Genomic DNA, 15,290 nt, shown 5'->3' with positions numbered 1-15,290 from the left:
GGGAGACAGCCTAGAGCTGGGAACCACGGGTGGCCAACCCCTTCGAATTGAGCCTAAAACGGCAGGTGCTTTGTGCGCTGAAATTCGAGGGGAATTCGAATTATTACCCTGAAATTGGTTGAGATACTGATTTGCAAAGTGGTAATGATTCGGGTAAGTTTGGGAAGTTGCTCCGGAGCGATCCTGGACCCTGTGGGGTGTGGGTGGTGCCGGGTGTGTCTGTTGTTTGAGAACTCAATAGTGTGCCAAGTTTGTTGATACCGATTTTTTATTAAATTGGTTGTTTTGGCTGGTTCTGTGTCGCTTTGGTGGCGTGGGGCTGGTTTTTTACAGCTGGTTTCAAATTTTGTGCAGCTCTTCTGCCGTTATTTCCGGTGGTTGTGGTTGTGTCTGTTTTTGTTTTACTTCAACGGAGAGTTTGATCCTGGCTCAGGATGAACGCTGGCGGCGTGCTTAACACATGCAAGTCGAACGATGATCTCCAGCTTGCTGGGGGGATTAGTGGCGAACGGGTGAGTAACACGTGAGTAACCTGCCCTTGACTCTGGGATAAGCCTGGGAAACTGGGTCTAATACCGGATACGACTGCTCCGCGCATGCGGTGGTGGTGGAAAGCTTTTGCGGTTTTGGATGGACTCGCGGCCTATCAGCTTGTTGGTGGGGTAATGGCCTACCAAGGCGACGACGGGTAGCCGGCCTGAGAGGGTGACCGGCCACACTGGGACTGAGACACGGCCCAGACTCCTACGGGAGGCAGCAGTGGGGAATATTGCACAATGGGCGAAAGCCTGATGCAGCGACGCCGCGTGAGGGATGACGGCCTTCGGGTTGTAAACCTCTTTCAGTAGGGAAGAAGCGAAAGTGACGGTACCTGCAGAAGAAGCGCCGGCTAACTACGTGCCAGCAGCCGCGGTAATACGTAGGGCGCAAGCGTTATCCGGAATTATTGGGCGTAAAGAGCTCGTAGGCGGTTTGTCGCGTCTGCTGTGAAAGACCGGGGCTCAACTCCGGTTCTGCAGTGGGTACGGGCAGACTAGAGTGATGTAGGGGAGACTGGAATTCCTGGTGTAGCGGTGAAATGCGCAGATATCAGGAGGAACACCGATGGCGAAGGCAGGTCTCTGGGCATTAACTGACGCTGAGGAGCGAAAGCATGGGGAGCGAACAGGATTAGATACCCTGGTAGTCCATGCCGTAAACGTTGGGCACTAGGTGTGGGGGACATTCCACGTTTTCCGCGCCGTAGCTAACGCATTAAGTGCCCCGCCTGGGGAGTACGGCCGCAAGGCTAAAACTCAAAGGAATTGACGGGGGCCCGCACAAGCGGCGGAGCATGCGGATTAATTCGATGCAACGCGAAGAACCTTACCAAGGCTTGACATGAACCGGTAACGCCTGGAAACAGGTGCCCCGCTTGCGGTCGGTTTACAGGTGGTGCATGGTTGTCGTCAGCTCGTGTCGTGAGATGTTGGGTTAAGTCCCGCAACGAGCGCAACCCTCGTTCTATGTTGCCAGCGCGTGATGGCGGGGACTCATAGGAGACTGCCGGGGTCAACTCGGAGGAAGGTGGGGACGACGTCAAATCATCATGCCCCTTATGTCTTGGGCTTCACGCATGCTACAATGGCCGGTACAAAGGGTTGCGATACTGTGAGGTGGAGCTAATCCCAAAAAGCCGGTCTCAGTTCGGATTGGGGTCTGCAACTCGACCCCATGAAGTCGGAGTCGCTAGTAATCGCAGATCAGCAACGCTGCGGTGAATACGTTCCCGGGCCTTGTACACACCGCCCGTCAAGTCACGAAAGTTGGTAACACCCGAAGCCGGTGGCCTAACCCTTGTGGGGGGAGCCGTCGAAGGTGGGACCGGCGATTGGGACTAAGTCGTAACAAGGTAGCCGTACCGGAAGGTGCGGCTGGATCACCTCCTTTCTAAGGAGCACCATTATCGCTCCCTGTCCGGCCGCATGGTTGGTTGGGGGGTGTGTGGAAGCAAAGCCCATTGCGCAGGCGTCTGTTCTGCGGTGGGTGCTCATGGGTGGAATATCAGCAGATAGCGGCCGGTTGGTTCTTGTCCGCCCCTAGTACGGATGCTCTTTGAGTGTCTTGGAACGGTGCGGGTGGGGGGTGGCCGGTTTTCGTGTTTGGCACACTGTTGGGTCCTGAGGCAACAGGGCCGTGGCGTGGGGTGCGTGGCCTGTGAGGGTTGCGTGGTTTCCGTGGTGCGGGTTTGTGTGTTTCTGGTTTCCTGGCTGCATGGTCTTCGTGCGTTCGTGGTTGTTCTTCGTCTTTGGTGGCGGGGGTGGCCGGGTGCGGGGGGGTGTGGTACGGGGTTGTTGTTTGAGAACTACATAGTGGACGCGAGCATCTGATACGGGCCGGCCTTCGGGTTTGGTTCGTGTCATACAGCAATTTCTTTTTATGAACCTGGATCCGGCCATGCTTTGGTGTGGCGGTTTCTGTGGTTCTCTCGAGAAGTTTTTTGATCTTGTGTGGTCAAGTTTTTAAGGGCACACGGTGGATGCCTTGGCATTAGGAGCCGAAGAAGGACGTAGGAATCTGCGATAAGCCTGGGGGAGTTGATAACCGAACGGTGATCCCAGGATGTCCGAATGGGGAAACCCCGCCAGACGCGCTTGCGTGATCTGGTGACCCGCATCTGAACACATAGGGTGCGTGGGGGGAACGCGGGGAAGTGAAACATCTCAGTACCCGCAGGAAGAGAAAACAAGAGTGATTCCGTTAGTAGTGGCGAGCGAACGCGGATGAGGCTAAACCGTTCCATGTGTGATAGCCGGCGGGCGTTGCATGGGCGGGGTTGTGGGACTTTCCGTACTGGTTCTGCCGGACCGGTGGGGTGAGAGCATGGACATAGGTGAACGGTCTTGAAAGGCCGGCCGGAGAGGGTGTTAGCCCCGTAACCGTAATGTTGTGTGCCGCCTGGAGAGGATCCCAAGTAGCACGGGGCCCGAGAAATCCCGTGTGAATCTGTCAGGACCACCTGATAAGCCTAAATACTTCCTAATGACCGATAGCGGACCAGTACCGTGAGGGAAAGGTGAAAAGTACCCCGGGAGGGGAGTGAAACAGTACCTGAAACCGTGTGCTTACAATCCGTCGGAGCAACCTTGTAGTTGTGACGGCGTGCCTTTTGAAGAATGAGCCTGCGAGTTAGTGTTACGTCGCGAGGTTAACCCGTGTGGGGTAGCCGTAGCGAAAGCGAGTCTGAATAGGGCGAGTGTAGTGGCGTGATCTAGACCCGAAGCGGAGTGATCTACCCATGGCCAGGTTGAAGCGACGGTAAGACGTCGTGGAGGACCGAACCCACTTCAGTTGAAAATGGAGGGGATGAGCTGTGGGTAGGGGTGAAAGGCCAATCAAACTCCGTGATAGCTGGTTCTCCCCGAAATGCATTTAGGTGCAGCGTTGCGTGTTTCTTGCCGGAGGTAGAGCTACTGGATGGCCGATGGGCCCTACAAGGTTACTGACGTCAGCCAAACTCCGAATGCCGGTAAGTGAGAGCGCAGCAGTGAGACTGTGGGGGATAAGCTTCATAGTCGAGAGGGAAACAGCCCAGACCACCAACTAAGGCCCCTAAGCGTGTGCTAAGTGGGAAAGGATGTGGAGTTGCGAAGACAACCAGGAGGTTGGCTTAGAAGCAGCCATCCTTGAAAGAGTGCGTAATAGCTCACTGGTCAAGTGATTCCGCGCCGACAATGTAGCGGGGCTCAAGTACACCGCCGAAGTTGTGGATTTCAGATAGTAGACAAGCCTTCGTGGTTCAGTCGTCTGGAGTGGTAGGGGAGCGTCGTGTGGGCGGTGAAGTCGCGGTGTAAACCAGCGGTGGAGCCTACACGAGTGAGAATGCAGGCATGAGTAGCGAAAGACGGGTGAGAAACCCGTCCGCCGAATGATCAAGGGTTCCAGGGTCAAGCTAATCTGCCCTGGGTAAGTCGGGACCTAAGGCGAGGCCGACAGGCGTAGTCGATGGACAACGGGTTGATATTCCCGTACCGGCGAAGGACCGCCCATGCCAAGCGGGGGATACTAACCGCCCGGAGCCTGCCCAATCACCCTTGTGGTGTGCGGGTTTTGGCCGAGCGCGGGACCTGATCCCGGGAGGTAAGCGTATTAACAGGTGTGACGCAGGAAGGTAGCCGGGCCGGGCGATGGTTGCCCCGGTCTAAGGATGTAGGGTCAGCGATAGGCAAATCCGTCGCTGTGTCTTTGATGACGTTCCTGAGATCTGATGGGACCCCCGTCATGGGGGGATCCGGTGATCCTATGCTGCCTAGAAAAGCATCGGCGCGAGGTTCCAGCCGCCCGTACCCCAAACCGACACAGGTGATCAGGTAGAGAATACCAAGGCGATCGAGAGAATTATGGTTAAGGAACTCGGCAAAATGCCCCCGTAACTTCGGGAGAAGGGGGGCCCCAACCTTGAACACCACTTGCTGGTGGGAGGGGATCGGGGCCGCAGAGACCAGGGGGAAGCGACTGTTTACTAAAAACACAGGTCCGTGCGAAGTCGCAAGACGATGTATACGGACTGACTCCTGCCCGGTGCTGGAAGGTTAAGAGGACCGGTTAGCCGCAAGGCGAAGCTGAGAATTTAAGCCCCAGTAAACGGCGGTGGTAACTATAACCATCCTAAGGTAGCGAAATTCCTTGTCGGGTAAGTTCCGACCTGCACGAATGGAGTAACGACTTCCCCGCTGTCTCAACCATAAACTCGGCGAAATTGCAGTACGAGTAAAGATGCTCGTTACGCGCAGCAGGACGGAAAGACCCCGAGACCTTTACTATAGTTTGGTATTGGTGTTCGGAGTGGCTTGTGTAGGATAGGTGGGAGACGTTGAAGCCCGGACGCCAGTTCGGGTGGAGTCATCGTTGAAATACCACTCTGGTCACTTTGGACATCTAACTTCGGCCCGTGATCCGGGTCAGGGACAGTGCCTGATGGGTAGTTTAACTGGGGCGGTTGCCTCCTAAAAAGTAACGGAGGCGCCCAAAGGTTCCCTCAGCCTGGTTGGCAATCAGGTGTCGAGTGTAAGTGCACAAGGGAGCTTGACTGTGAGAGAGACATCTCAAGCAGGGACGAAAGTCGGGACTAGTGATCCGGCGGTACATTGTGGAATGGCCGTCGCTCAACGGATAAAAGGTACCTCGGGGATAACAGGCTGATCTTGCCCAAGAGTCCATATCGACGGCATGGTTTGGCACCTCGATGTCGGCTCGTCGCATCCTGGGGCTGGAGTAGGTCCCAAGGGTTGGGCTGTTCGCCCATTAAAGCGGTACGCGAGCTGGGTTTAGAACGTCGTGAGACAGTTCGGTCCCTATCCGCTGCGCGCGCAGGAAATTTGAGAAGGGCTGTCCTTAGTACGAGAGGACCGGGACGGACGAACCTCTGGTGTGTCAGTTGTACTGCCAAGTGCACCGCTGATTAGCTACGTTCGGATGGGATAACCGCTGAAAGCATCTAAGCGGGAAGCTCGCTTCAAGATGAGATTTCCATGCACCTCGTGTGTGAGAGGCCCCCAGCCAGACCACTGGGTTGATAGGCCGGATGTGGAAGACAGGACTAAAGACTGTTGAAGCTGACCGGTACTAATAGGCCGACAACTTACACCACACAAACACGATCACTGCTTGCGTCCACTATGTGGTTCCCGAACAACAAACCCGTTGCTCCAGGAACCAAACAACTGAACAACAACACCACAATGTTGTAACCACGTATCTTCCCACCCCGCACCTGCGGGGACGGGTAACAGGGTTACGGCGGTCATAGCGTGGGGGAAACGCCCGGTCCCATTCCGAACCCGGAAGCTAAGACCCACAGCGCCGATGGTACTGCACCCGGGAGGGTGTGGGAGAGTAGGACACCGCCGGACAACCATTAACGGCCAGGCCCCGACACCACGTGTCGGGGCCTGACCCATTTAACCGGCTCATCGCATTTGAGGGTGTAATCGCGGTCTGAATCCGCCGGTTTCGAGGAGTGATCGGGCGATGTAGTTGGCAAGGTTCCTGAAGCCGAGGGCGGAGCCGCGGAGGTGTTCGAGCCGGCCGTTGAGTGCTTCCGTGGGGCCGTTGCTGGTGCCGGGCCGGTCGAAGTACGCGAGCACGTCCCCTGCACGGCGTTTCAGCGTGCGGCCCAGCGTAATGACCTCGGTCAGCGCAGCGGGAACGCCGGCGCTGATCGCGCCGATCAGTGCTTGCATGAGCTGTTTGCCTCGGGTGCCGTCAGGGTCGCGGTAGGCGGCGATGACGCGCTGGTAGATGCCCCAGGTCGCTTCGACTTCGGCATGGTTGTCCGCGGCGAACAGGGCCTCCAGCCTGTCCTTCTGCTTGTCGGTGAGCAGATCGTGCCCGGTGTGCAGGGTCCGGCGGGCTGCGTAGAGCGGATCCCCGGACCGTCCGCGGTGACCAATGGTCTGCTGCTGCACGCGCTGGCGGCACCTGTCCAGGGCATCGCCGGCAAGCCGGACGACGTGAAACGGATCCATGACCTCGACCGCGTCCGGGAGCTCCTCGGCGGCTGCGGTCTTGAACCCGGTGAACCCGTCCATCGCGACGACCTCGATCCCGTCCCGCCAAGCCTTGGGCCGCTCGGCGAGCCAGGCCTTGAAGACCTGTTTCGAGCGGCCCTCGACCATGTCCAGCAACCGTGCCGGCCCGGTCCTGTCACGGACCGGGGTGAGGTCGATGATCACGGTGACGTATTTGTCCCCGCGCCGGGTGTGCCGCCAGACATGCTCATCGACGCCGATCACGGCCACCCCGTTGAACCGGGCCGGGTCCTCGATCAACACCCGCTTGCCCTCGGCAAGGATCGCGCTGTTCGCCGTATGCCAGGACACGCCCAGGCCTTCCGCGACGCGGGCGACAGTGAGGTGCTGGCACACGATGCCCTCCAGCGCCCAGCGCAGTCCGCGGCGGGAGATCTTCGCCCTCGGCTGCGCGGCTTTGGAGATGTCCTGCCGCCACACCCGCCCGCACCCGGTGCATTTGTAGCGGCGGACCCGCACCAGCAGCGTCGTCGGCCGCCATCCCAGCGGTTCGTGCGCGAGCGGCCGTGTGACCGTGCCGCGGGCGATGCCCTGGCCCCCACACGAATGGCACCAGTCGTCCGGATCAACGGCACGGCATTCCAGCACCGCACGGCCGGGGGCGAGACACTGCCCGGCGGCTTCGAGCCCAAGCTCATCGAGCCGGCAGAACGTAGTCAGGTCAGGAGGCAGGAAGGTAGCGTGGGACACGGCGAGGTCTTCCGGATGGGCAGTGTAGGAACTTCCATCATCGGAAGACCTCGACCTCTATCCGGCCACCGACGCGCCCACCCCCGCTACACCCTCGAATGCGATGAGCCATTTAACCACCCCCGGACAAAAACGAACCGGCTATCACCCGGGACCCCCTGTATGTGAGCCGGCGTCCCGCCGGGACCCCCTGTATGTGAGCCGGCGTCCCGCCGGGACCCCCTGTATGTGAGCCGGCGTCCCGCCGGGATCCCCTATAAGTGAGCCGGCGTTTAGCCCGAGAAGAAGTCGGAGAGCTCGGCGATGAGCTTGTCGGGAGCGCGGATCACGCCGTCGTGCCCGTGGCCGGGGAGGATGGTGTAGCTCGATCCGGAGAGCACGTCGTGGATCTGGCCGCACGCCACACCGAAGTAGGCGGGGCTCTTTTCCCCCACCACAATGAGCGTTTCCAGCGGCAGCTCAAGGAACGGCTCCGCGGGCATGTCCGCGGCGATGACTGCCTTGATCTCACGCACGCCGGCCTGCATGAGCTCACGCATCTGCTTGCCCATGGGAGTGCCCGCCGTCAGCTTGGTGACGAGTGTCAGCATGGACAGCGGCATCCGCGCGAAGGCGCCCTCCGTCTCGACGCCCTTCACGAGCACAGCGAGCCCGCGGTCAAAGTCTCCAGCCGCCGTCGCGCGCTCGTATTCGCTCGTCCACTCGGCCTTCACGCTGTGGTTGACGGAGACTGCGGGGTCGTAGACCGCCAGGCGTTCCACCGGCAGCGTGCGCGCCGCGTGCAGGGCCACTGCGCCTCCGAAGCTGTGGCCGAAGACATCGGTGCTGGCCGTGTGCTTCATGACTTCGGAAAGATCCCGGATGTCGACGTCGAGGGTGTAGTCCTCGGGCTGCGGCGACGATTCACCACGGCCGCGGCGGTTGAAGGTGTGGACCGGGCGGCCAAGGGCGGCACTGAGTTTCTGGGCAAACTTGGAGTAGTCTGCGGCGGTCACCATCGAGGCGGGCACGACGACGACGCCGGAGCCGCCATCGGCAAGCTCACCGCCCGTCGTGAAGAGCTCGAGGGTTCCGCCGTCGGCCGTTGTGATGTTCTCGCGCGTCATGCTTCGAGCCTAACGGAGCCGCGGGGTTCCGTCAGTCCTTGAAATAGCTGGAAAGGTCCGTCACGAGTTCCTTGACTGCGGCAGGAATGGATCCGTGGAAGCCTTTTGGCGATACCACCAGCGTGCTTCCGGGGACGGCTGCGTACAGCCGCTCTGCAGTGACCTTGTAGTATTCGGGGCTTTTGCTGCCCACGATAAATCGCGTGCTTCGGGGGAGGACGGAGAAGTCCCGCGGGCGCGCAGCTTCGTCGTAGGCGGCTTTGAGTTCCGCCACGCCCGTTGGCATGAGTCCCCTGAGGACCTTGTTGACCTTGGTGTGGGAAACGAGGGCCATGAGTCCGGCCAGGATGGGCTCCGGGATTCGCGCCAAGGCGGTGCCAGGCTGCATGCCCCTCTTCATCCTGGCCATGGCACGCCCTACATTTCCGCTATCCACGGATTGGGCAAAGCCGTCCAACCAGCCCATGTCCATGCTCCCGTCGATGTTCACGGCGGCGTCGTACACGGCAAGTTTGTGAGGTTCGTAGCTTGTCCCCGCAAACTCCTGCACGGCGTTCAGTGCCACGGATCCGCCAAGGCTGTGACCAAGGAGGTTCCTGGCGCCTGTGGCGTCCATGATGCTCCGCACGTCCGCAATCTCCGTGGCCATGGAGTAGTTTGCGGGTAGTTCCGTCGAGCTGCCGCGGCCCCTGCGATCGTAGACGTCGACTGCCCAACCTTCGCCGAGTCCGTTGGATAACGCCATGGAAAAAGGCCTGTAGATGAGCGCGGTCAGGAATGCGCCCCCGATGAGCACCACGCGGCGCTCTCCCGGAGCATCCACCGAGCCGTAACTGTACAAGGCGAGCTTGCCGCCGTCTGGGGTGGGGACCTCACGTTCTATCACCGCTTCATCCTAGGGTGACGGCGCCTTGTGCCAGGTAGCGGGCAATCCTCACGGCGAGCTGCTTGCCCGGCCGGAGGGGACCCTCGTGGAACTGGAGCGGCACTACCGAGAAGTCCACCGCCGGTATTGCAGCTGCAAGTTGCCGACCGGTTTCGGCAAAGTACGCCGGACTCCACCCGCCACTCAGCATCAGCGTTGGCGTTTTCAACTCCGCATAGTCCTGGATATGCGAGTCTGCGTCAATGATCGCGCGCATCTCCAACACCGCCGTCGGCAACAGTTCCCGCATCTCGGATCCCAACCTCGTCTTGGCGGAGAGGATGCTGATCACCCGCAGCGCCCCGAGCGGCAAATAGGAAATCGGGCCGGCCGTGCCCAGCCCCTGGACCAAATGCGCCCAGGCGTTGTCGAGCTGGCCCGCGGTGACGGCCTCCTCCAATTGCGGTCGCCAGCGTCCGTTCAAGTTACCGGAGAGGGAAACCGCGGCGTCGTAAGTGACGAGGCGGGAAATTGGTGCGCGCAGCGCCGCCTGGAGCGCGACGAATCCGCCATAGCTGTGGCCAACAACATCGGTGGATCCGCTCGCCTCCATGACGGAAAGCAAGTCGCTGGTCTCCGTCGCAGCAGAGTAGCCGGGCGGCTGCGGTGCCGACCGGCCGCGGCCGCGCCGGTTGTAGGAATGCACCGGCCGGCCGAGCAGGACGCTCAGGTTCCGGGCGAATGGCCAGTAAAGGGAATCGGTCACCAAGGTGCCGTGAACGAGCACGACGCCGGGCTCCTCCGTAGCGCTCGAAGCGCCGGGAATGGACGCTTCGGCTACCGGCCGGAAGGAGTGCACCTCGAGGTGGCCGCCGTCGTCGTCCGTTTCAACTGTCCATGTCTCCACAGCCCGAGTCTATGTTGCCGCAGGGGCGGGAGGGGAAGATAGGGAACTCTAAGGAATCCCCGGTAAACTTGTGGATTGTGACTTCCGCAAACACCCCATCCCCGCACCCCGCCTCCGAGCCAGCCGACGCCAGCGAACAGATGCGCATCCGCATGGAAAAGCGCAGCAAGCTGATTGAGCGCGGCACCGAGGCCTACCCGGTGGGTGTTGAGCGGACGCATTCCCTCGCTGAGATCCGCGAGAAGTACGCCCATCTCCAGGCTGACGAAACCACCGGCGACATCGTGGGCATCACCGGCCGCGTCGTGTTCGTGCGCAACACGGGCAAGCTCTGCTTCGCCACCCTCCAGGAGGGCGGTGTGGACGGGAAGGGCGTGCGCCTGCAGGCGATGCTCAGCCTCGCGAATGTCGGCGAGGAAACCCTCGCGGACTGGAAAGCGCTGGTGGACCTCGGAGACCACGTCTTCATCAAGGGCGAAGTCATTTCCTCCAGGCGTGGCGAGCTGTCCGTCATGGCCGACTCCTGGTCCATGGCCTCCAAGGCCTTGCGCCCGTTGCCGGTGCTGCACGCCGAACTCAATGAGGAAACCCGTGTCAGGCAGCGCTACGTGGACCTCATGGTCCGCGACGAAGCCCGGGAAATGGTCTACACCCGCGCAGCGATTACCCGCTCGGTCCGCGACACCCTGGACCGCCGCGGCTATGTGGAAGTGGAGACCCCCATCCTGCAGCTCGTCCACGGCGGTGCCACGGCCCGCCCGTTCGAGACGCACATGAATGCCTTCGACCAGAAGATGACGCTGCGTATCGCCACCGAGCTCTTCCTCAAGCGCGCCGTCGTGGGCGGAATCGACCGCGTCTACGACATGGGCCGCGTCTTCCGCAACGAAGGCGTCGACTCGACGCACAGCCCAGAATTCACCACGTTGGAATGCTACGAGGCGTGGGCGGACCAGTTCGTCATGGCCGAGCGTATGAAGGAAATCATCCTTAACGTCGCCGACGTCGTGGGCACCCGCACCATCCAGACTGACGCCGGAGAGATCGACCTCGACGGCGAATGGGCCTGGGTTGCCGTCTATCCGGGGCTCTCCGAGGCGATCGGCGAAGAGATCACCCCGGACACCACGGTGGCGGAACTGCAGGCGATTGCCGCCAAGCACGAGGTCAAGGTGGATCCCAAGTGGGACGCCGAAAAGCTCGTAGTAGAACTGTTCGGCGAGATCGTCGAACCCACCCTGCTCAACCCGACCTTTGTCTACAATTACCCTCCCTCCGCGCAGCCCCTTGCCCGGCCGCATCGGGAGGACGGCCGCCTGATCGAGGCCTGGGACCTCATCATCGGCGGCATGGAACGCGGCACGGCCTTCTCCGAACTGATCGACCCGGTCATCCAGCGCGAACGCCTCACGGAGCAGTCGCGTCGTTCGGCAGCCGGCGATGTCGAGGCCATGCAGCTGGATGAAGACTTCCTGCGCGCCCTTGAATACGGTGCTCCGCCCATGGGCGGCATCGGCCTAGGCATCGACCGCTTGGTCATGCTGTTCACCGGAGCAGGCATCCGGGAAACCATCCTGTTCCCACTCCTCAAGCCCGAAGGGCACTGACCATGGAATACATTGCCGTTCTTGCACCGTCCGTCGTTGTCGGACTTCTCTTTTGGTTTGCCATGAAGGCTATCTTCAACGCGGACAAATCAGAGCGCCAAGCAGAAGCCCGCGCCCAGGAAGAAGCCGGATTCGGAATTGCCAAGCCGGCGGGCGACGGCTCAACCCCTGCCAAATAGCTCTTTCTCCGGCCGCTCCAGAAGATTTAATAGTGTCTTTGGCGATCCCTTTGAGGATCCCTTTGAGGATGCCTTTGACTGAGCCTTTGACGGAGTGCCATGCGCTGGACGATAATCTTTAATTAGTAGTCTAGCTATTCTGCATATCCGACCCCTCCAAAAGAGAGTCTTTTCATGGCACAGAAAGTCAAAATTATCCTCGTTGACGACCTGGATGAGGGCTCCGCGGATGAAACTGTCCGCTTTGGCCTTGATGGAGTCAGTTACGAAATGGACCTGTCCAGTGCCAACGCTGCGAAGCTGCGGGACGCTCTGGGGCCATTTGTAGCTAAGGCGCGCAAGACATCGACCGGCCGTGCAACGCGTAGCCGCGTTGCCGCAGGCAGAAACCAGGACTCCGCACAGATCCGTCAATGGGCGCGCGACAACGGTTATACCGTAAACAGCCGCGGCCGCATTCAGGCCGAAATTCAGGAAGCCTACCAGAAGGCCAATTCCTGACACCAAGTATCAATACCCCGGCCCTACGGCCGGGGTATTGTTTTTTAACCGCAGGGCTTGCCGGGATAAGGATGTCGTTTGGCAGCATGGCGCCACTATTCCCAGAAGGTTTGGAGCCGACTGGGCATATCCGGTGGACAGTCACCACGTTTGCCGGGAAGAACGACGGCGGCCGGCCCGTGGGGGCATCGAGGGAAGCGCGGCGTGACCGTGGAAAGCCCTGGATTCGGTCTCCGCCGTGGTCCCGAGGTCCACGGACGAGTCGAGCGGACTTATTCCCGGAGCGGCCATGTTTCCCCTGTGGCGAACACGCCCCAAAATTCCAGCGTTGCCACGTAGCATCAAAGTACGTCGTAGCTAGGAGTGTGGCGAAATGTTTGAGAGATTTACGGACCGTGCCCGTCGCGTTGTTGTGCTTGCCCAAGAAGAGGCACGCATGCTCAACCACAACTACATCGGTACCGAGCACATCCTCTTGGGTCTGATCCACGAGGGTGAGGGCGTTGCCGCCAAGGCGCTGGAGTCCCTGAGCATTTCGCTCGATGGCGTCCGCGAGCAGGTACAGGAGATCATCGGCCAGGGCCAGCAAGCCCCGTCCGGCCACATCCCCTTCACCCCGCGCGCCAAGAAGGTGCTTGAGCTCTCGCTCCGCGAAGCCCTGCAGCTCGGCCACAACTACATCGGCACCGAGCACATCCTGCTCGGCCTCATCCGCGAGGGTGAAGGCGTTGCCGCGCAGGTCCTGGTCAAGCTCGGCGCCGACCTCAACCGCGTCCGCCAGCAGGTCATCCAGCTGCTTTCCGGCTACCAGGGCAAAGAAACTGCGGGTCCCGGCTCAGGTCCGGGCCAACAGGAAGGCACCCCCGCCGGTTCGGTAGTGCTCGACCAGTTCGGCCGCAACCTCACCCAGGCCGCGCGGGAAAACAAGCTTGATCCCGTGATCGGCCGCGAGCTGGAGATGGAACGCGTCATGCAGGTCCTCTCCCGCCGGACCAAGAACAACCCCGTGCTGATCGGTGAGCCCGGCGTCGGCAAGACTGCCGTCGTCGAGGGCCTTGCCCAGGCGATCGTCCGGGGAGATGTGCCGGAGACCATCAAGGACAAGCAGCTCTACACGCTTGACCTTGGTTCCCTTGTTGCCGGTTCCCGTTACCGTGGTGACTTCGAAGAGCGCCTGAAGAAGGTCCTCAAGGAAATCCGGACCCGCGGGGACATCATCCTCTTCATCGACGAGATCCACACGCTCGTGGGTGCCGGCGCTGCAGAAGGTGCCATCGATGCCGCCTCCATCCTCAAGCCGATGCTGGCCCGTGGTGAACTCCAGACCATCGGGGCCACCACACTCGACGAGTACCGCAAGCACATTGAGAAGGACGCCGCCTTGGAGCGCCGCTTCCAGCCGATCCAGGTCAAGGAGCCTTCCGTCGCGCATGCGATCGAGATCCTCAAGGGCCTGCGTGACCGCTACGAGGCGCACCACCGGGTGACCATCACCGACGGCGCCCTTGCTTCTGCTGCAACGCTGGCCGAGCGCTACATCTCGGACCGCTTCCTGCCGGACAAGGCGATCGACCTGATCGACGAAGCAGGTGCACGGCTCCGCATCCGCCGCATGACCGCCCCGCCGGAGCTCAAGGCCATGGATGAGCGCATCGCCGAAGTGAAGATGGAGAAGGAATCCGCCATCGACGCCCAGGACTTCGAGGGCGCCGCCTCGCTGCGCGACAAGGAGCAGAAGCTCATTGCCGAGCGCGCCGAGAAGGAACGCAACTGGAAGTCCGGCGGCATGGACGATATTTCCGAGGTGGACGAGGAGCTGATTGCCGAAGTTCTCGCGAACTCCACCGGCATCCCGGTCTTCAAACTCACCGAGGAAGAATCCAGCCGTCTCCTCAAGATGGAAGACGAGCTGCACAAGCGGGTCGTCGGCCAGGACGAGGCCATCCGTGCCCTCTCCCAGGCGATCCGCCGCACACGTGCAGGCCTGAAGGACCCCAAGCGTCCGGGTGGCTCGTTCATCTTCGCCGGCCCCACCGGCGTCGGCAAGACCGAGCTCGCCAAAGCGCTGGCCGAATTCCTGTTCGGTGAAGAGGATGCACTCATCACGCTGGACATGTCCGAATACTCCGAGAAGCACACGGTTTCGCGTCTCTTCGGTGCCCCTCCGGGCTACGTCGGCTACGAAGAGGGCGGGCAGCTGACCGAGAAGGTCCGCCGCCGTCCGTTCTCCGTGGTGCTGTTCGACGAAGTTGAGAAGGCCCACGCCGATCTCTTCAACTCGCTGCTGCAGATCCTGGAAGACGGCCGCCTGACCGACTCCCAGGGCCGGGTGGTGGACTTCAAGAACACGGTGATCATCATGACCACCAACCTGGGTACCCGCGACATCTCCAAGAGCGTGGCGACCGGTTTCCAGTCCGGCACGGACACCACCACCGGCTACAACCGGATGCGGGCGCGGGTCACCGAGGAGCTCAAGCAGCACTTCCGCCCCGAGTTCCTCAACCGCGTTGACGACGTCGTGGTGTTCCCGCAGCTCACGCAGGACGAGATCATCGAGATCGTGGACCTCTTCGTCACGCGCCTCGAGGGCCGCCTCAAGGACAAGGACATGGGCATCGAGCTCACCACGGCCGCCAAGGTCCTCCTGGCGACCCGGGGCTACGATCCCGCCATGGGTGCGCGGCCGCTGCGCCGCACCATCCAGCGCGAGATCGAGGACCAGCTCTCCGAGAAGATCCTCTTCGGCGAGCTCCACCCGGGTGACATCGTGGTGGTCGATGTGGACGGCGAAGGCGACGACGCCAAATTCACCTTCGCCGGCAACGCCAAGCCGCGCATCCCGGAAATCGCTCCGAGCGCCTAG

Annotated in this window: 8 protein-coding genes and 3 rRNA genes; 7 read left to right on the top strand and 4 right to left on the bottom strand. The window is 61.1% G+C overall.

Features of this window, described 5'->3' with window-relative positions:
* Positions 1-406: 406 nt before the first annotated feature.
* The 3 genes from ACSVHC_RS10520 (at position 407) to rrf (ending at position 5,891) form a co-directional block, all read left to right on the top strand.
* Positions 407-1,929 (top strand): 16S ribosomal RNA (locus tag ACSVHC_RS10520).
* A 562-nt stretch (positions 1,930-2,491) separates the two neighbouring features.
* Positions 2,492-5,629 (top strand): 23S ribosomal RNA (locus ACSVHC_RS10515).
* 145 nt (positions 5,630-5,774) lie between these two features.
* A 5S ribosomal RNA gene (gene rrf, locus ACSVHC_RS10510) occupies positions 5,775-5,891 on the top strand.
* The 16S, 23S and 5S rRNA genes sit together here, the layout of an rRNA operon.
* Positions 5,892-5,948: 57 nt before the next feature.
* Here the strand turns inward: rrf and ACSVHC_RS10505 are convergent.
* The 4 genes from ACSVHC_RS10505 to ACSVHC_RS10490 form a co-directional block, all read right to left on the bottom strand.
* Positions 5,949-7,259: an ISL3 family transposase gene (locus ACSVHC_RS10505; protein ID WP_439180925.1), complete on the bottom strand. Its 1,311-nt coding sequence runs from the start codon at positions 7,257-7,259 to the stop codon at positions 5,949-5,951.
* Between the two features lie 272 nt (positions 7,260-7,531).
* Positions 7,532-8,365 (bottom strand): alpha/beta fold hydrolase, encoded by an 834-nt coding sequence (locus ACSVHC_RS10500; RefSeq protein WP_437772039.1) that lies wholly within the window; start codon positions 8,363-8,365, stop codon positions 7,532-7,534.
* A 31-nt stretch (positions 8,366-8,396) separates the two neighbouring features.
* The gene (locus ACSVHC_RS10495) at positions 8,397-9,251 is read right to left on the bottom strand and encodes an alpha/beta fold hydrolase (protein WP_437772040.1); all 855 of its coding nucleotides are present in this window, start codon (positions 9,249-9,251) and stop codon (positions 8,397-8,399) included.
* Between the two features lie 4 nt (positions 9,252-9,255).
* On the bottom strand, positions 9,256-10,137 hold the full coding sequence (locus tag ACSVHC_RS10490; RefSeq protein WP_437772041.1) for an alpha/beta fold hydrolase: 882 nt from the start codon (positions 10,135-10,137) through the stop codon (positions 9,256-9,258).
* 77 nt (positions 10,138-10,214) lie between these two features.
* On the opposite strand from ACSVHC_RS10490, the gene lysS reads away from it, so the two are divergent.
* From lysS to ACSVHC_RS10470, 4 genes are all read left to right on the top strand, one after another.
* Complete coding sequence (lysS, locus tag ACSVHC_RS10485) at positions 10,215-11,744, top strand: lysine--tRNA ligase (RefSeq protein WP_437772042.1); 1,530 nt, start codon at positions 10,215-10,217, stop codon at positions 11,742-11,744.
* A 2-nt stretch (positions 11,745-11,746) separates the two neighbouring features.
* Positions 11,747-11,923 (top strand): hypothetical protein, encoded by a 177-nt coding sequence (locus ACSVHC_RS10480; RefSeq protein WP_172465751.1) that lies wholly within the window; start codon positions 11,747-11,749, stop codon positions 11,921-11,923.
* Between the two features lie 174 nt (positions 11,924-12,097).
* Entirely contained in the window at positions 12,098-12,424 is a 327-nt protein-coding gene (locus ACSVHC_RS10475) for a histone-like nucleoid-structuring protein Lsr2 (RefSeq protein ID WP_236814113.1), read from the top strand.
* Between the two features lie 373 nt (positions 12,425-12,797).
* Positions 12,798-15,290, top strand: coding sequence for an ATP-dependent Clp protease ATP-binding subunit (locus tag ACSVHC_RS10470; protein ID WP_284980636.1), 2,493 nt, complete (start codon positions 12,798-12,800; stop codon positions 15,288-15,290).

Source organism: Arthrobacter sp. KNU-44 (genome assembly GCF_051843155.1).
Taxonomy (GTDB): Bacteria; Actinomycetota; Actinomycetes; order Actinomycetales; family Micrococcaceae; genus Arthrobacter.
This window is presented reverse-complemented; position numbering and strand designations above follow the sequence as displayed.